Here is an 18,407-nt window from a genome sequence, read left to right as displayed (position 1 = left end):
TTACCGAATGTAAGCACGTTCCGTTTCACTGAGCGCATCTTGTAACCAGCGAGGATACATCGGTAAAAGAGCAGTCGGCAATTGATCGATTGGGAAAAATCGCATGTCGAGCGATTCTTTACAATCTGCTTGAATCGTTCCCTCTACAATTTTTGCTAAAAAACAAGTCGTAATAAAATGAACGACTCGACCATCCGGGTAGTGAAATACTTGAGAGGCGGGTTCCGAATATACACCGACGAGTCGTTCGATGACGATTTTTACATTCGCTTCTTCCCACACTTCTCGAATGGCTGCTTGTGCGACCGTTTCACCAATTTCGACATGGCCTGACGGAATTCCCCACTGTTTAACATCGGCACGTTGTTGCAATAAAACTTGCTGTTTCGTCTCGTCTAAAATGACGACAGCGACTCCTGGATACACTTGATCAATTTTCATCCTATTTTTCTCCTCCTCCATGATGAATGAACGCAAAAAAAGCCCGAAAAGAAAGAAACAGCGCATATCAAATACGCTGAACCTTTCCCCTCGGACCTTTTATGTCAATAGGTGCCTTTCGCATTATGGCGAAAGAGATAGCCCTCGGTCCAGACCTCATACGAGCGGAACCCTAGCTACAATTTTCCAGTTCATTCTATTGGTAGGATACGATACATTTGCTCTTATTTCAAGCGTATTACAAGAAAGTGAATGTTTCGGTATTCACTTCAGATTGTAACCACTCGACTTCATATCCCGCTTCTTGGCATAATGCTTTCATTTTTTCAGCAACGCCCGCAATCATCACTTTCTCCGCATGATGTCCTGGATCGACAATTGCTAAATGTAATTTTTCACAAGCTTGTGCTGTATGGAAATCCATATCACCTGTCACATAGACGTCAGCACCTTGTTGTTTCGCTTGATGAATATATTTAGAGCCAGAGCCCCCGAGTACCGCTACTTTTTTAATAGAGCGTTCTACGTCACCGACGACACGCACAGCAGGGACGTTGAGCGCTCGTTTCGCATGCTCTGCAAACTCGCGTAAAGTCATCGGTTCAGCGAGAGTTCCGATTCGTCCGAGTCCTTTTTCGTCCGTCTGTTGCGCAAGCGGAATGAGATCAAACGCTGGTTCTTCATACGGATGTGCTTGAAGCAACGCTTTCATGACGCGTGCCTTTGAAAAATGTGGGACGATCACTTCGATGCGTACTTCCGCCACTTCTTCTGCTTCCCCTGCATGACCGATATGTGGATTCGCACGTTCCGAAGGTGTAAATCGACCTGTCCCTGTCATCTCATAACTGCAATGCGTATATTCGCCAATTTCTCCCGCTCCTGCATCGCCGAGCGCTTGACGAATAGCTTCCGCATTTTCAAGCGGTGCGAAGACGACGAGCTTATACAAATCTTCCCCGTAACTTTTCATAAGAGGTGTCGTATTTTCTAATTGTAAAGCATCTGCCATCAGATCATTGACGCCCCCTTCCGCTACGTCTAAATTCGTATGCGCCGCATACACTTGAATGTCATGTTTAATACATTTCTCCACGATGCGTCCTTCCGGTGTGTCGGTCCAGACGCGTTTTAACGGACGGAAGAGTAAAGGGTGATGAGCGATAATGAGTTCAGCTCCTCTTGCAATCGCTTCATCAACAATTCGCTCATCAACATCTAAACTGACGAGCACTTTCGTTACTGAACGATTTAATTGTCCGACTTGTAAACCGACCGGGTCCCAATCTTCCGCGTAACGTTTCGGTGCCCACGTTTCAAACAATTGAATGATTTGATGACCGTTCACTTTTTTCATTTCGCGATCACTCCTTCAATATTTGTTAGTTCTTGCTTTATTTTTTCGCTTCGACGGGCATTGTCTTCTGTTTTTTGTGCTTTTTGTAACGCTTGTAAAATATTGCGCTTCGCTTCTGCTTCACGTTGCCACTTCTCTATGAACACTTCACTTTGCTCACGCATTAAATAAGGGCCGAATTGTAATTCATCCTCGCTATACGTTGCTTCTCCACGTTCTAATACGAGAATTTCATAAATTTTTCCATCTTCTTTCATAATGGCTTCATCGATCAGTTTCCAGTTGTTGCTGACCGCCCATTCGCGAATCGGACGAGCGTGAATATTCGGTTGTGCGATGATGCGTTCGACCGTCGCAAGATGTTTTTCACCACTTTCTAAAATTTGAGCGATGAGCGGGCCACCCATCCCTGCAATCGTCACCGTATGAATGGCATCCTCTTCGTGAATCGCTTGCAATCCATTCGCTAAACGGACGTCGATTTTGTCTGAAAAGCCATGTTCGCGAACGTTACGCTCCGCTGATTCAAAAGGGCCTTTCACAACTTCTCCTGCTACAGCGTGTTCAATTTGACCTCGCTCCATTAAATAGCATGGTAAATAAGCGTGGTCACTTCCGATATCTGCAAGACGTACCCCTTCTGGTACGTAGGATGCGACATATTGTAATCGTTTTGATAACTCCATCATTTTGCGCCTCCTTTTATGTGAAAAAACCGTTAGTGAAAGTTCACTAACGGTTCATTTGTCATTCTTATTTTAAAGATAAGATGTATTCAGCGAATCCATCAAGATCTTCGTCAGCGATCATACCACCTGGCATACCTGGTGCGCCGTTTTTAATAACGTCTTTAATTTCGTCAGCTGAGAGTGATGTACCAACTAATGCTGGACCAACTCCGCCTTCTAAATTACCACCGTGACATCCGATACATGATGAAGTCATACCTTCATACTTACCTGCATCTGCAGTAGCTGTTTCTTCTTCAGCTGGCTCTTCTGCTGGTTCTTCTTCAGTTGCTTCTGGCTCTTCCTCAGCATCTTCTTCAGTTGCTGTTGGTTCACCGTCTGCACCTAAGCTTAAAATGTACTCAACGAATTCATCCATGTTTGCTGCTGGAACGAGTCCTGCTGGCATACCGTCTGCACCGTTTGTAATAACGTCAGCGATTTCGTCAGCTGAAAGTGTTGTTCCTGCTAATGCTGGACCAACTCCACCTTCGAAGTTACCACCGTGACATGAGATACATTTTCCTTGAGCAAGCGCTGCTGGATCGAAGTCTTCTGTTGAAACTTCTTCACCGTTTTCGCCTTCCTCTTTTTGTTTAGCAATGTCCGCCTTTTGGTCAACACCAATTAAAGACATGAAGAAAATTAATAAGATTCCCATGCTAAATGTAATGAGGTAAGGAACGATAGGATTTGTCTTTTTCATTCAGATTACCCTCCCTTATTCAGGATTCTATTCTGTATATGATACAGTTTACAATCCTTATTGTACCGCATAAGTAGCGAAACGAAAAGAGGAATCCACATAATAATTTCGTTTTCCCCTTTTTCCGTCCACTTCTTGTAACAATTCGCTTTCATTTTTTCATTTCAACGTATTTTTTAACTCGGATGGAGCATTCGTTAATTCTTCACGTTAAATATCGCTAGAAAGCTTGATTTCAACGTTTTATTCTTCTCTCTTCACAGCGCTCCCAAAAAGAGAAAAACACTTAAAAAGAACTGGGTAGATTTGTGAAACTTCTGTGAACAAAACATAGCTTGCCACACTTTTTATAAAACGAGAAAAATACCGACCAACACTAAACCGACATATCCTGAAATTGTGAAAAAGATGAGCTGATGTTTACGTCCGATTCCGAGCCAAAGTACACAGTTTAAAATGAGAAGACCAATTAAAATGAATGTATTGCTTGGGAAAAAAGCGTCCCAACTATGTAAAGATACAGATAATAACAATAAAGAAGCAATGGCAAATAAAGCAGGACGAGCATCATTTTCTCCGATGTTAAACAATCTTCCACCGACTAATAAAAAGACGGCAAATATCGTAACGAGAGCTGTCGTCAGCACTTGTTGATCAGGTAATAAAAATAAACTAACTAACAATGCCGCTCCGATTATCCCAAGCCAGACGACACGATTCCACATTTTTGATTTTTCTTTTTCTCTTAATGAGTCTTTCACGGTAATTTCTTCAGTCTCTTGTTGATCTCCTTGCGAGTATAAAGCGAGTAAAAAATCACAATATTGATCAGGTAATAGCTTCGATTGCTTCCAATATTTTATTTCAGCAACGATGATTTTTTTACGTTGCTCGTTCATACCGTCCACTCCTACTCTATCCATAGTCAATGACCCTCACTTTACTAAAAAAGTGAGGGTACTTGTTATTTTTATTCTAAAAAGTCTTTCAAACGTTTGCTACGTGACGGATGGCGTAATTTACGCAAAGCTTTCGCTTCGATTTGACGAATACGCTCACGTGTAACTCCGAACACTTTCCCGACTTCTTCTAACGTACGAGTACGTCCGTCATCTAATCCGAAACGAAGACGTAAGACGTTTTCTTCTCGGTCTGTCAACGTATCGAGTACGTCTTCTAACTGTTCTTTCAATAATTCATATGCTGCGTGATCTGCTGGAGATTGCGCTTCTGAGTCTTCGATGAAATCTCCTAAATGAGAGTCGTCTTCCTCACCAATTGGCGTCTCTAAAGAAACCGGCTCTTGTGCGATTTTCAAAATTTCACGCACTTTTTCAGCTGTTAATTCCATCTCTTCCCCAATTTCTTCAGGTGTCGGTTCACGTCCTAAATCTTGGAGTAATTGACGTTGGACGCGGATTAATTTATTGATCGTTTCCACCATATGAACCGGGATACGAATCGTACGTGCTTGGTCTGCAATCGCACGTGTAATCGCCTGGCGAATCCACCATGTCGCATACGTACTAAATTTGAACCCTTTCGTATGGTCGAACTTCTCAACTGCTTTAATGAGTCCCATATTTCCTTCTTGGATTAAGTCTAAGAAGAGCATGCCACGGCCGACATAGCGTTTCGCAATGCTGACGACGAGACGCAAGTTCGCTTCCGCTAGTTTTTTCTTCGCTTCTTCACCACGCACGATGACGAGATCTAATTCTTCATCGAAGTAGTCTGGATCTTCTTCACGAAGTTCAGCAAGTTTTTCCTCCGCTTCCATCCCCGCTGCAATTTTAATTGCAAGCTCTACTTCTTCATCTCCTGTTAATAAATCGACACGTCCAATTTCTTTCAAGTACATGCGAACCGGGTCGTTAATTTTCACACCAGGAGGAACACTTAAATCTTTCATATTAAACTTTTCTTTTTTCTTATCGTCTTCTTCTTTCGTCGTTTCGTCATCTTCTTTACGATTTAATTCGATATTCGCATCTTCCACTTCATCTAAAAATTGTTCGAATTGTTCTGGCTCCATTTCAAACTGTGCTAGTTCTTTCGTCACCTCATCTAACGTTAACTCACCATTTTTTTCGCCTAATTCTAACAATTTCTTTTTCGCTTCGTCTAATGTCAATTCTTTCTTTGTCATCGTTGTTCCTCCTTATTCACCGTTACGGCGTGATCAACTTTTTAAGTTCAATCACTTCTTGAATGAGTGCTAACGCTCCTTCAAGATCCTGCTGTTGTTCTAACTGTTTTGACTGTTGAATTTTATCATCTATTTGTTCAACGATTTTTAATTTTTTTAAATGTTGGATACAGTCTTTTACTTCTCGATCCGTGTCATTCTCCGCTCTCTCGTAGGCGATACAAAACATCGCGAGTTCACGTAATTCACATTCTTCAATTTGTTCGGCAAAGCTTTGTGCAAAAGAATCACCTTCCCCTTCGGATATTTCATAGTAAGCTGCTAACCGTACGAACAATGTCGTAAAGTCATCATCTATAAAAATATCAATCCCTTCTCGTATCGCGAGATTGAAAAGAGAACGCTCATGCAATATATGTGCGAACAATAGTACTTCTGATCTTCTCTTTTTCCGTTTCGTTTCAGGTATTGTACGCTTCGCTTCAGAAGTTTGACGTTCTGGCACTTGGCGCGTCGTCAATTGCGCTAATTTCTCACGCAATGTCGCTTCTTGTACTGTCGTCAACTCTGCTAGCTGTTGAATAATTAAGTCGCGTTCAATGATCGAGCGTCTTTCTGCCAATTCAGTAAGCACTTCATGAATGTATTGCTCTACTTCATAGTCAAGCGACAAATTTTTACCACGCCTAGCGTATTGTATCATAAAAGACATAAAAGAATGCGACATCTCTAAAATTCGCTCTCTAAACTGTTTACCCCCATATGTTTTCATATAATCATCAGGGTCCATATTTTGAGGAAGTATCGCAATCGTTACATCCATTTTATGTTCTGTTGCAAATTTAGAAAATCGATAGCTCGCTTCCCATCCTGCATCATCACCATCGCAACAAATAATTAAACGGTTCGTTAAGCGACGCATTTGAATAATATGTTGCTCAGACAACGCCGTTCCCATAACAGCAACTGTCTCATGAATCCCTTCACGCTCTGCCGCAAGGGTATCCATAAAACCTTCAAACAAAATAACTTCATTTGCTTTTCGTATTGGAGACTTTGCACGGTCTAAGTTGTAAAGCAGTTGATTTTTTTTGAAGATTGGGGTTTCAGGACTGTTTAAATATTTCGGAGCGCCTTCTTTTTTCTCGATAATACGTCCAGAAAATCCGACAACCTCTCCACGTTCATTACGTAAAGGGAACATAATCCTTTCCCGAAATCGATCATAATATTGATCGCGGTCTTCAAAGTGTGTAAGAAGACCTCCCTCAACGAGTAAAGGTAGAGGATAATCATCTCGTAAAACATGCAATAAACTATCCGATTGGTTTAAAGTCCAACCAATTTGATGTTCAATGAGTTGCTGTTCGGTGAATCCTCGTTCGTATAAATATTGGAGTGCTCGCTCTCCTTCTACTGTATTCATTAAAAGGTGATGATAAAACTGAGTCGCTTGTGCGTGAGCTGCTTTCAATAGTTTTTCTGTATGGGACTCTTCTTCATCTCTGGCGGTACGCTGTCCTTCCGCTATATCAATCTCGATTCCTAATCGACCGGCTAATGTCGCAACGGCATCGACGAATGTTCGATGTTCCAATTCCATTAAAAATGAAATCGCATTGCCACTCGCGCCACATCCGAAGCAATGATATAGTTGCTTGTCTTCTGAAACTGAAAATGAAGGAGACTGCTCATCGTGAAAAGGACAAAGACCGAACCAATTCTTCCCCCTTTTTGTCAGTTGAACATGTTCACCGATGAGGTCGATAATATCAGTTTCTTTTCTTATTGTTTCAATGACGACTTCATCTATTTTTGACACGTCGTTCAACTCCTACTTCCTCTTCATATATACTATTACGACATTTATAACGAAAGTCCTTTTTATTTTACGAACAAAATGAAAACTAACCGAACATAACCGGCTAGTTTTCATTTTGTTTCACTGTTTTAATTGTTCAATTTGTTCTAAAATGATATTCGCTGTCTCTTCCACTGCTCGATTCGTCACGTTAATGACTCGACAACCGACACGTTCGACAACTTTTTCAAAATGTTCAATTTCCCTTTCAATTCTAGACACTTTCGCATAGCTCGCATCATCTTTCAATCCTAGAGCAATTAAACGTTCTTTCCGAATAAAGTTTAACTTCTCTGGAGAAATAACGAGTCCAAAACAACGTTTCGGATCGATTTGTAACAATTCCTCTGGTGGCTCTACTTCTGGAACGAGTGGAACGTTCGCAACTTTATAACGGTGATGTGCTAAATATTGAGAGAGTGGCGTTTTGGAAGTGCGCGAAACACCGACTAATACGATATCTGCTAATAAAATGCCTCGCGGGTCACGACCATCATCGTATTTCACCGCAAATTCAATCGCTTCAATTTTTTTGAAATAATCATCATCCAACTGGCGCACGAGTCCAGGTTCTTCAAAGGGACTCTCTTCTAAACGTCCACTGATCATATCGACAATCGGTCCGATTAAATCGATCGCTTGAACGCCATTTTCCATCGCATAATGTGCCATAGCGTCACGCATTTCTGATTTCACTAAAGTGTGGACGATGAGCGCTTGTTGTCTTTGTGCTAAAAGTGCAATCTCTTCAATTTGTTTTAAATTATCGACATTCGCAAAACGCTTCATCGATACTGTATCGACATCATGACGAAATTGACTGATCGCTGCTTTCGCGACGAGATCAGCCGTTTCTCCGACAGAGTCAGAAACGATATACATCGTTAATGGCGTCATCGTTTACGCTCCTCTCTATAAATCATATTCTTCTCCTAGCGCGACGAATGCGCCTGTAATATTCGTTTTAGTTATACGGCCGATGACTTCCAGCCCTTTCTCGCCTTGTTCCGTGACAGGTAAAGCATCGATTTGATTATCGATCATCTTTTTTGCCACCTGCAATAAAGAATCATGCTTCGAACAATGCGTAATATTCGGCATGCGCGTCATAATAACATTGACTGGAATTTTATCCATATCGACACCACCGATACTTGAACGAAGTAAATCCTTTCTCGAAAGTACGCCTGCTAAACAATGATGATCATCGACGACAAATAAAGTGCCGACGTCTTCTAAAAACATTTGACAAATCGCATCGTACACCGACATATTCTCATTCACGACGACGGGAATCGATTGAAAGTCTCCTACTTTCATATCGACCATACCGTCTGCCATCGATTGTGCTATTTTTTTACCTGAATAAAAATAACCGACACGCGGACGCGCATCTAAAAAGCCAGCCATCGTCAAAATCGCCAAATCCGGTCGAATTGTAGCACGTGCCAGATCAAGGCGTTCTGCAATTTGCTCCCCTGTAATTGGACCGTTATATTTCACGATTTCCAAAATTTTTGTTTGGCGCTTATTCAGTTCCAATGTGAAACACCGCCCATTTATATAATAGTTTCTTCAACATACATCGCGTTTCATCTTGAGTAACTTCCTTCATACTGGAAGAGTTCTTCTTATGTGATGTAGCACTTTCTTTTCTGTACGATTAATTATAACATAATGATTTCTATGTAGCTTCATTTTAACTTGTTTGTTCGAGAAAACGCTCAAACTTGTCATTTTTTCAAAACCGTGCTATATTATAGGCTGTTCAAGTGATGAACGGTCTATAAGTAACAATCGACCTAGAGCGAGCAGTGATAGTGAAAGGCTGCACAGATTGTGAAAAGGCAACCGGGAGCTTGCTTTCTGAAAGTGGGTTAACATTCGGTGTTAACCAATCGAGGTGGAACCGCGGGTTATTATGCACTCGTCCTCGGGCTCATGCTATATGTGCCCGTATGGACGGGTGCTTATTTTATTATATGGAGGTCATTTATTATGCCAAAGTACACGATGGATCAAATTGTCAGCTTATCAAAACAACGTGGATTCGTATTCCCAGGGTCTGATATTTACGGCGGACTCGCAAATACATGGGATTACGGTCCACTCGGAATCGAATTGAAAAACAACATTAAAAAAGCATGGTGGAAAAAATTCGTTCAAGAATCACCATACAACGTCGGTCTCGACGCAGCGATTTTAATGAACCCGAAAGTTTGGGAAGCATCTGGTCACACGCAAAACTTCAACGACCCGATGATCGACTGTAAAAAATGTAAATCACGCCACCGCGCGGATAAATTAATTGAAGAAGCAGTAGAAGCGACAGGTAAAGAAATTGTCGTCGACGGACTTCCTTTCGAAAAAATGATGGAACTTATCGAAGAATACGATATTACATGTCCAACATGTGGTGCGATGGACTATACAGAAATTCGTCAATTCAACCTCATGTTCAAAACGAAGCAAGGGGTAACAGACGATTCAGCAAACGATATTTTCTTACGTCCTGAAACAGCACAAGGAATTTTCGTAAACTTCAAAAACGTTCAACGTTCAATGCGTAAAAAGATGCCATTCGGTATCGCACAAATCGGTAAAAGTTTCCGTAACGAAATTACACCAGGTAACTTCACATTCCGTACACGCGAATTCGAACAAATGGAACTTGAATTCTTCTGTAAACCAGGAGAAGATGCTAAGTGGTACGAATACTGGAAAGACTACTCAGTAAAATTCTTAAAAGATTTAAGCATGAAAGAAGAAAACACACGTCTCCGTGACCATACAGAAGATGAGCTCTCTCACTACTCAAAAGGTACAGTAGATATCGAATATAAATTCCCATTCGGTTGGGGAGAATTATGGGGCATTGCGAACCGTACAGACTTCGACTTAAGCCGCCATATGGAACATTCAGGTGAAGACTTCCACTACTTAGATCAACAAACTGGTGAGAAATTCATCCCATACTGTATCGAACCTTCACTCGGTACAGACCGCGTAACGCTCGCATTTTTATGTGACGCATACGACGAAGAAGAATTAGAAAACGGTGAAACACGTAACGTATTACGTTTCCACCCAGCAATTGCACCGATGAAAGCAGCTGTATTGCCACTTTCTAAAAAGCTTGCAGAAGAAGCACAAGAAGTGTTCGCATTACTCGCGAAACATTTCCCAACACAATACGATGATTCACAATCAATCGGTCGCCGTTACCGTCGTCAAGACGAGATCGGTACACCGTTCTGTATCACATATGACTTCGATTCAAAAGAAGACAACCAAGTGACAGTGCGTCACCGTGATTCAATGGAGCAAATTCGTATGCCAATCGCAGACGTTCCTGCATACATCGAAAAACATTTACAGTTCTAATACAAAAACCCTCACCAATTACAGTGAGGGTTTTGTTTGTTCTTTTGGCTCCATCAATTGTTGGAGCAATGTATCGCGTTCTAACTGTTCGATAAAACGTCTCGACTTTAACCGAATCCCTGTCTGTTCATCATAAATCGTTCGCACGACTTTTTGTAAAAATCGCACGGTCGGTTTTTTTAATGACACATTGCCTAGTTGATCGATCGGTACCGTCATACACGTTCTTATGAGACGAACTTGCGTCGGTGTGAGACGTGTAATGTAAGGGTCGATTTCAAAACAACGATGACAGAGCAAACCGATTTGTTGGAATGAAAAGGCGAATTCTCCTTCCGTCGCTCCACAATGCGCACATTGATGAGCGACGGGATAAATTCCAGCGACCGGCAACATTTGCCACTCGACGAAAAGAGTGATTACTTCCGCATCGAAACCTTCATCAATCGCATGAAGGGCCGCTTTCAATAAATGATAAACACCACGCGTTCGCTCTTCCATCGGCTCCGTTAAACGGTCGACTAATTCTACGATAAAACTCGCATACGCTGTTTTTTCTAAATCACCGCGCAAGTCACGCATCGAATCGATGAGCTCACCTTGTTGCAATTGTCCCATTCCTCTTCCACCCGCATACACTAAAAATGAACCGAGTAAAAAAGGTTGAGTCATCGCGGCTAAACGGCTCGCTGGCTTTTTCGCTCCTCTTGCCATCGCCGTCACTTTTCCTGCTTCTTCTGTAAAGAGGGTGACAATTTTATTCGATTCACCGTACGGAATAGACTTTAAAACGATGCCTTCCCATTTGTGCAACAATTGTCTTCCCTCCCCCTTAATATTCGTCTTCTTTAAATCCAAATTCACGCAAATGAATTTGTTTATTACGCCAATCTTTCTGCACTTTCACCCATAGCTCTAAATATACTTTAGACCCGAGCAAACGTTCAATTTCACGGCGTGCACCTGTCCCAATTTGCTTCATCATCGCGCCCTGCTTCCCGATTAAAATTCCTTTTTGTGAGCTGCGTTCAACGATAATGTTTGCCATGACATGCACTTTTCCGTTGTCATCACGCTCGATTTTTTCAATCGTAACCGCTACAGAGTGTGGCACTTCTTCATGTGTGAAATGCAATACTTTTTCACGAATTAACTCCGCCATAATGAATCGTTCTGGATGGTCCGTCACTTGATCGTCTGGATAATATTGCGGTCCTTCTGGAATGTACGTCTTCAACACGTCGAATAGACGATCGACATTATTTCCTTGTAAAGCAGAAATAGGAACGATTTCAGCAAATTCAAATTCCGATTGATACGTTTCAATAATTGGCAACAGTTCATCAGGGTGAACTAAGTCAATTTTATTAATAACAAGAAATACCGGACTTTTTGTACGGCTTAATAAGTCGATAATGAATCGGTCTCCCGGTCCAATTTTTTCATTCGCATTAATCATAAATAATACGACATCTACATCTGGAATTGTCTGTTTTGCCATTTTATTCATGAAGTCCCCTAATGCATGTTTCGGTTTATGAATTCCTGGTGTGTCAATAAAGACGATTTGAGAATCATCTGTCGTGACAACTCCTTGAATTTTATTACGTGTCGTCTGTGGTTTATCGCTCATAATCGCAATTTTTTGTCCGACGATGCGGTTTAAAAATGTCGACTTCCCTACGTTTGGTCGTCCTACAATAGAGACAAATCCTGATTTATAATTACTTTCCATGTAAATCCTCCTTCGTAAATGCTCCTGGTAATAAAGCACTCACGGTCGTTTCTTCTACTTCACCTTGTAAATTCGTTAAATAAACAGGCGTATTAGCATCACTAAACTCTATCATAACTTGGCGACATGCACCACAAGGAGAAATCGGCCCTGTCGTATTACCGATGACAGCGATCGCCTCAATCTCTGTCGCTCCTTCTGACACCGCTTTAAAAATCGCCGTACGTTCTGCACAGTTCGTGAGCGGGTAGCTCGAGTTTTCAATGTTACATCCTGTAAATGTACGACCGTCTTTCGTTAACACAGCCGCTCCTACTTTAAATTGAGAATATGGAACGTAGGCATGTTCTCGCGCTTCTTTTGCGAGTTCCATCAATTGTTTCTTTTCCATCGTTACCTCCACCATTTCGGTATAAATATTATAAGTCCAATACACGCACTTACAAACGCATATACGAGGACCGCTCCTGCGGCTAAATCTTTCGCTTGTTTCGCTAACAGCGCATAATCTGTCGTCACTAAATCAACGACACGTTCAACGGCTGCATTCATCAGTTCGAACGCAAACATGCCTCCGATAAGTAAAAGGACGATGAACCATTCTGTTTGAGAAAGTCCCGTCCACATACTCAGTCCGATGACGATGATCGCGCTAAACAAATGAAAACGGAGATGTTTCTCCGTTTTCATACCATGGACGATTCCTTCAAGCGCATAACGGAATGAATCGATATATTTTCGCATTCCGTCACCTCGTTAAACCGAACGCCTGCAAAATTTCATCTTGACGACCGAACATTTCTTTTTCATCTTCTTCCGTCATATGATCGTAACCGAGCAAATGAAGAAAACCGTGCAAAGCTAAAAACCCTAGCTCTCGTTTCTCTTCATGGTTGTACTCCACAGCTTGTCGGCGCATCGTATCGAGTGAAATGATTAAGTCCCCTAATAAAATAGGCATCCCTTCCATTCGTTCGAAAGCAATTTCACCTTCGCTCTCTTCTTCTAAAGCGAAAGAGATGACATCGGTCGGACGATCAATTCCTCGATATTCACGATTAATGACTTGAATTTCCTCATCCGTCGTAAACGTAATACTCAATTCATAATTTCCATCTAATTTCTCATACTGCGCTGCAAATTTTAAAATGCGATCGACGAGTTCTAACTGTTCATCTGTTACCTCGTTCGTCTCATCTTGATAATCAATATGCATCTCGTCACCTCTTATGTTGGATATTCAATTCGGTTATGGAAGATGCCATTCAATGTTTCGCAAATGACACGTTCAACAATTTTTAACTCTCGTACCGAAATATCACATTCGTCAAATTGGCCATCGTTCAATTTTCCTTGAATAATATTGTGCACGAGGTTCGCAATTTTTTCAGGCGTCGGATCTTTCATCGAACGTACCGCTGCCTCTGTACTATCCGCAATCGACACGACTGCAATTTCTTTCGTCTGCGCTTTCGGTCCTGGATAGCGGAAGTCATCTTCCGTCACACTCGGGTCTAATTCTTTCGCTTTATGATAGAAAAACTGTAAAAAGCTCGTGCCGTGATGCTGTCTCGCGATGTCGACAATTTCTTTCGGCATACCGTGACTTTCTAAAATATTACCACCGTCTACAGCGTGTGCGATAATGATTTCCTTACTTTCTGAAGGCGATAATTCATCATGAGGATTGCGCCCCGTATGTTGGTTTTCGATAAAGTAATTCGGGCGCACCGTCTTTCCAATATCGTGATAATAACTGCCGACACGGGCGAGCAAACCGTTCGCTCCGATCGACTCACAAGCAGCATCCGCTAAATTCGCCACCATGACACTATGATGATACGTTCCCGGCGTTTCGACTAAAATCTTCTTTAAAAGAGGGTGATTCGGATTCGATAATTCGACTAACTTCATATCTGATAAAATCCCAAATAACGATTCAAAGAAAGGTAATAAGCCGATTGTCATCGCACCTGACAGTAATCCTGACACGAGAGCTGCGACTAAGTAAAATGCCATCTCTTTCCACGTATACGACGACTGAGTCATAAGTAAGTAAAAGACGATAAAGACGACGTTCGTGCAAGCTACTGCAATGCTCGTTTTCAAAATATTAGAGCGTCGGCCATCTTTCCCGAGTACGTATAAGCTCGTTAAACCACCGAACATAATGTACATCATCGTTTCCATTTGTAAAATTGCTGCATAGCCTTCTTGTAAAATAATACCCGCCATCGCAGCAGTGATGATCGTAACGGTCATCGCGATTCGCTCATTTAATAAGAGACGTACGAGCATCGTCGCTAGCGCCGTCGGGAATAAAAAGGCGAGTTGCACATCAAACTGTTCATCAATCAATCCGAGCAGGCGCATACTACCTGTTAAAATGATTAGTAGAACGTAAACAATTAACAATGCTTTCTTTTTCATCTGATCGGAAGCGGTCGATGCATTAAAATGCAAATATAAAATACCGCTGACGAATAGTAAAAATGTGATGATCGCTAACATCGGCTTTAAAGAGCTCGTTCCATCTTCTGCTAATAAACCAATTAATTGAAGTTGACGGTACACCTCTCCATCAATGAGTTGCCCTTCGCGTACGATCACTTGTCCTTGTAAAATACGGACTGGCTCTACAAGTGCGCGCTCTTTGTCACGACGATCTTTCGTTAATTCTTCATTCATAATTTCAGTTTCTGTAATCAAAATACGACTCATCGTAATGAGACTATTTTTTAATGGATTCGGAAGAATGGAGTCTCTTTCAATATTTCCCGCGACACGGGCTCTTATTTGCTCGACTTGTTCTTTCCGAATCGGCTCATCGAGTTCGCGCTTAATGATCCCTTGCATCGTACGTGACATTTGTTCAATATCTTGCTCCGACATTTGTAAAATATATGTAATGTCACGATCCGGTAATTTAAACGCCCCGTCTTCTTCTACAAGTGCGCTTAACTTTTCACGTACGAGCTTCGCCTGTTCACTTAAAGACGGTGGAGTTTCTTCTTTTGCACTTTCCCGTTTCACCTCGATGAAATAGTTAAAAAAAGACGCGATAATCGCTTGATGGTTGCGAGAAATTTCCCCCGAAAATTGATAAATAGCAGGTACTTCTGCAGCGACTCTGTCTCGCTCTAATTCTGTTTTATACGTATCTTCCACCGTTTTTGTAGCGCGAATCGTCTTCGGTGCGACTTCAAACTCTGAAATTTGATACGTTTCATGTTGCATCCGATCGACTGTAATAACAAAAAGCAAAACGGTTGCGATCGCCATCGTATACAACATAAATTGTGGAAATTTCATATTTCGAAAAAATTGAATTAGCGATTTAAACAAAGTTAGGACTCTCCCTTCTGTTTAATCGTCTTTCGTTTCATACGCATCGATAATTTTTGCGACGAGTGGATGACGTACGACATCTCCTTTTTCTAAATAGTGGAAATGAATATCATCAATATGACTTAATTTCTCTTGCACTTCTTTCAATCCCGAATAAACACCTTTCGGTAAATCAATTTGCGTTAAGTCTCCCGTTATAATCATCTTCGATCCGAAACCGAGACGTGTTAAAAACATTTTCATTTGTGCTTTCGTCGTATTTTGCGCTTCATCTAAAATGACGAATGCATCGTCTAACGTACGTCCACGCATATAAGCGAGCGGAGCGATTTCAATAACACCGCGGTCGACGAGTCGCTCCGTTTGATCGGCACCAAGCATATCATGTAACGCGTCATACAATGGACGTAAATACGGATCAACCTTTTCTTTTAAGTCACCTGGTAAAAAGCCTAAACTCTCTCCCGCTTCGACAGCAGGACGCGTTAAAATAATGCGTTTCACATGTCCATTTTTCAATGCTTGAACGGCCAGTACAACAGCTAAATAAGTCTTCCCAGTTCCTGCTGGTCCAATACAAAAAACGAGATCTCTCTTTTGGATCGACTTGACATATTGACGCTGTCCAATCGTTTTTGCACGAATGATTTTCCCTTTTGCTGTGCGTGCAATTTCTTCTTCATACAATTTTGCAAAGTATTCAATCGTTCCTTGTTTCGCCATTTCAATCGCGCTCGCGATATCGCGTGTATCAATTTGAATGTTGCGACGGATGACTTTCAATAGCTGCATCACTAATTGCTCTGCAAGTAGAACATCCGATTCTTCGCCTTCTAATGTGAATACTTCACCGCGTGCGTATAGTTGAATATGTAATTGGTCTTCTATTAGTTGAATGTGGCGCTCTCCGTTACCTGCGAGCATCATAGCATCGTCAATTTTGTCGATGACAATTGTTTTTTCAATTGTTGTCAATCTATCCAATCCCCTTTATCCTACAGATTCTCTTCTATTTTACATGATTTCACACATTTAAGAAACTAAAGAAAAACAGAGCGGTCCATTCGGAAAGTTCCGCATGCTACGCTCTGTTTTTTCATTACTTTATTTTCCCGTGTTTCGTCTGTCTTAAACTTTTCGGTGGATGCATAATTTCGGCAAAAATAATCCCTTTTAATAAATCTTGATTCGTCTTTGGTAAAAGGTCTTCTTGCTTCAATTCTTTTTGCTTCGGCGTCCACACGTCATCGTATACAGCAAGTCCTTCCGACTCCCATTCTGCTTTTTGACGTCTCGCACTTTGCACGACTTCACGAGCAGATTGGCGATCTGATTGACGCGTACGTTCTAATTCACGTTCACGCAACTTTTCTTCATACGCGATTTGCATCGGTGTCTTCTCTACTTCTTGGATGCGCGGTTGAGCTTCTTCGACAGGCTGTTGTTCTTTTAATTTTTCAAAAAGTTGACGTGACAAATCTTGCAATGGATCTTGTTTGTCAGTAGTCGGTTCTTGACGACGTTTCGGTTGAGGTACGACCGGCTTCGTCGTCTCCGTTTCTTTTTCTTTTCCTTTATTGAAAAAAGAGCTGAGCGCACTGATGATGAGAAATATGATAATTGCTTCCATCTACGTGTTCACTCCTTCCCTGACACTTGTTCCATTAATCTTCGTCCGTATGCTCGAGGCCTACTTTACTAATGGAATCACGCATTCCTGTATCTGCTTGAATATTTTTGTAATTCATATAATCCATAATACCGATATTGCCGTCGCGTAACGCTTCTGCCATCGCGAGTGGAACTTCCGACTCTGCTTCGACTACTTTCGCGCGCATTTCTTGTGTTTTTGCTTTCATTTCTTGTTCGTTCGCAACAGCCATCGCACGTCGTTCTTCCGCTTTCGCTTGGGCGATGTTTTTGTCCGCTACTGCTTGTTCTGTTTGAAGTTCTGCCCCGATATTTTTACCGATATCAACGTCTGCGATGTCGATCGATAAAATTTCGAATGCTGTTCCAGAGTCAAGTCCTTTTGCGAGAACTGTTTGTGAAATCATATCTGGATTTTCTAACACTTTCGCATGGTCGACAGAAGAACCGATTGTCGAAACAATCCCTTCCCCGACACGAGCGACGACCGTATCTTCACCCGCACCACCGACGAGGCGGTCGATGTTCGCACGCACCGTAATACGCGCTTTCGCTTTCACTTCGATCCCGTTCATCGCAACCCCTGCGATAAATGGTGTTTCGATGACTTTCGGGTTAACCGACATTTGAACCGCTTCTAATACGTCACGACCTGCGAGGTCAATCGCTGCTGCACGTTCAAATGTTAAAGCGATGTTCGCACGGTGTGCTGCGATGAGTGCGTTCACGACGCGGTCAACGTTACCACCTGCTAAATAGTGACTTTCCAACTGGTTAATTTGCACATCTAATCCTGCTTTATGCGCTTTAATTAACGGATTTACGACACGGCTCGGGATCACTCGACGAAGCCTCATCCCGATCAATGTGAAAATACTAACTCGAACACCTGCTGCGAGCGCACTAATCCACAATGTTACCGGAACAAATGTGAAGAAGATGGCAAGCGCGATAATAACTAAAAAGACGATGATCGACAAACCGACTAAACTACCCGTGCTCGTCGCGCCTAATAAACCTGCTAATTCCATGTAAAACCCTCCTCTTA

19 protein-coding genes are annotated in these 18,407 nt (G+C 41.9%); 1 reads left to right on the top strand and 18 read right to left on the bottom strand.

Annotation, left to right across the window (positions count from 1 at the left end):
• From ACFQ0V_RS07245 to ACFQ0V_RS07205, 9 genes are all read right to left on the bottom strand, one after another.
• Window positions 1-441, bottom strand: a complete 441-nt coding sequence (locus ACFQ0V_RS07245; RefSeq protein ID WP_381011614.1) for an NUDIX domain-containing protein — start codon at window positions 439-441, stop codon at window positions 1-3.
• 238 nt (window positions 442-679) lie between these two features.
• Complete coding sequence (locus ACFQ0V_RS07240) at window positions 680-1,798, bottom strand: Nif3-like dinuclear metal center hexameric protein (RefSeq protein WP_381011611.1); 1,119 nt, start codon at window positions 1,796-1,798, stop codon at window positions 680-682.
• Window positions 1,795-2,487, bottom strand: a complete 693-nt coding sequence (locus ACFQ0V_RS07235; protein WP_381011608.1) for a tRNA (adenine(22)-N(1))-methyltransferase — start codon at window positions 2,485-2,487, stop codon at window positions 1,795-1,797. The genes ACFQ0V_RS07240 and ACFQ0V_RS07235 overlap by 4 nt, the downstream gene beginning before the upstream one ends.
• A gap of 64 nt (window positions 2,488-2,551) precedes the next feature.
• Window positions 2,552-3,232 (bottom strand): cytochrome c550, encoded by a 681-nt coding sequence (gene cccA / locus ACFQ0V_RS07230; RefSeq protein ID WP_381011604.1) that lies wholly within the window; start codon window positions 3,230-3,232, stop codon window positions 2,552-2,554.
• Window positions 3,233-3,579: 347 nt separating this feature from the next.
• The gene (locus ACFQ0V_RS07225; RefSeq protein ID WP_381011601.1) at window positions 3,580-4,131 is read right to left on the bottom strand and encodes a hypothetical protein; all 552 of its coding nucleotides are present in this window, start codon (window positions 4,129-4,131) and stop codon (window positions 3,580-3,582) included.
• 71 nt (window positions 4,132-4,202) lie between these two features.
• The gene (gene rpoD / locus ACFQ0V_RS07220) at window positions 4,203-5,381 is read right to left on the bottom strand and encodes an RNA polymerase sigma factor RpoD (RefSeq protein ID WP_381011598.1); all 1,179 of its coding nucleotides are present in this window, start codon (window positions 5,379-5,381) and stop codon (window positions 4,203-4,205) included.
• 22 nt (window positions 5,382-5,403) lie between these two features.
• On the bottom strand, window positions 5,404-7,203 hold the full coding sequence (gene dnaG, locus ACFQ0V_RS07215; protein WP_381011595.1) for a DNA primase: 1,800 nt from the start codon (window positions 7,201-7,203) through the stop codon (window positions 5,404-5,406).
• Window positions 7,204-7,323: 120 nt separating this feature from the next.
• Window positions 7,324-8,139, bottom strand: coding sequence for a pyruvate, water dikinase regulatory protein (locus ACFQ0V_RS07210; protein ID WP_381011592.1), 816 nt, complete (start codon window positions 8,137-8,139; stop codon window positions 7,324-7,326).
• Between the two features lie 15 nt (window positions 8,140-8,154).
• Window positions 8,155-8,784 carry a helix-turn-helix transcriptional regulator gene (locus ACFQ0V_RS07205; RefSeq protein WP_235960999.1) on the bottom strand — a complete coding sequence of 210 codons (630 nt, stop codon included), beginning with the start codon at window positions 8,782-8,784 and terminating at the stop codon, window positions 8,155-8,157.
• A gap of 456 nt (window positions 8,785-9,240) precedes the next feature.
• Here ACFQ0V_RS07205 and ACFQ0V_RS07200 point away from each other — a divergent pair, with 456 nt between their 5' ends.
• Window positions 9,241-10,626 carry a glycine--tRNA ligase gene (locus ACFQ0V_RS07200; RefSeq protein ID WP_381011588.1) on the top strand — a complete coding sequence of 462 codons (1,386 nt, stop codon included), beginning with the start codon at window positions 9,241-9,243 and terminating at the stop codon, window positions 10,624-10,626.
• Between the two features lie 18 nt (window positions 10,627-10,644).
• On the opposite strand, the gene recO is transcribed toward ACFQ0V_RS07200, so the two are convergent.
• The 9 genes from recO to floA all read right to left on the bottom strand — a co-directional run bounded on the left by recO (window position 10,645) and on the right by floA (window position 18,390).
• Window positions 10,645-11,442 carry a DNA repair protein RecO gene (recO, locus tag ACFQ0V_RS07195; RefSeq protein WP_381011585.1) on the bottom strand — a complete coding sequence of 266 codons (798 nt, stop codon included), beginning with the start codon at window positions 11,440-11,442 and terminating at the stop codon, window positions 10,645-10,647.
• Window positions 11,443-11,458: 16 nt separating this feature from the next.
• Entirely contained in the window at window positions 11,459-12,361 is a 903-nt protein-coding gene (era, locus tag ACFQ0V_RS07190; protein WP_381011582.1) for a GTPase Era, read from the bottom strand.
• A complete protein-coding gene (locus ACFQ0V_RS07185; RefSeq protein ID WP_381011579.1) occupies window positions 12,351-12,752 on the bottom strand; it encodes a cytidine deaminase in 402 nt (133 codons plus the stop codon). The genes era and ACFQ0V_RS07185 overlap by 11 nt, the downstream gene beginning before the upstream one ends.
• A gap of 2 nt (window positions 12,753-12,754) precedes the next feature.
• A complete protein-coding gene (locus ACFQ0V_RS07180; RefSeq protein WP_381011577.1) occupies window positions 12,755-13,105 on the bottom strand; it encodes a diacylglycerol kinase family protein in 351 nt (116 codons plus the stop codon).
• Between the two features lie 4 nt (window positions 13,106-13,109).
• Complete coding sequence (gene ybeY / locus ACFQ0V_RS07175; RefSeq protein WP_381011575.1) at window positions 13,110-13,577, bottom strand: rRNA maturation RNase YbeY; 468 nt, start codon at window positions 13,575-13,577, stop codon at window positions 13,110-13,112.
• 11 nt (window positions 13,578-13,588) lie between these two features.
• Complete coding sequence (locus tag ACFQ0V_RS07170; RefSeq protein ID WP_381011572.1) at window positions 13,589-15,706, bottom strand: HD family phosphohydrolase; 2,118 nt, start codon at window positions 15,704-15,706, stop codon at window positions 13,589-13,591.
• Window positions 15,707-15,727: 21 nt separating this feature from the next.
• The gene (locus ACFQ0V_RS07165) at window positions 15,728-16,636 is read right to left on the bottom strand and encodes a PhoH family protein (RefSeq protein ID WP_381011875.1); all 909 of its coding nucleotides are present in this window, start codon (window positions 16,634-16,636) and stop codon (window positions 15,728-15,730) included.
• A gap of 172 nt (window positions 16,637-16,808) precedes the next feature.
• Window positions 16,809-17,339: a hypothetical protein gene (locus tag ACFQ0V_RS07160; RefSeq protein ID WP_381011570.1), complete on the bottom strand. Its 531-nt coding sequence runs from the start codon at window positions 17,337-17,339 to the stop codon at window positions 16,809-16,811.
• A 34-nt stretch (window positions 17,340-17,373) separates the two neighbouring features.
• On the bottom strand, window positions 17,374-18,390 hold the full coding sequence (floA, locus tag ACFQ0V_RS07155; protein ID WP_381011567.1) for a flotillin-like protein FloA: 1,017 nt from the start codon (window positions 18,388-18,390) through the stop codon (window positions 17,374-17,376).
• Window positions 18,391-18,407 lie beyond the last annotated feature (17 nt).

The sequence above is a fragment of the Savagea faecisuis genome, assembly GCF_042675605.1.
Lineage (GTDB): Bacteria > Bacillota > Bacilli > Bacillales_A > Planococcaceae > Savagea > Savagea faecisuis.
Note: the sequence above shows the minus strand (reverse complement) of the source record. Positions and strands in the feature narration are given on the sequence as shown.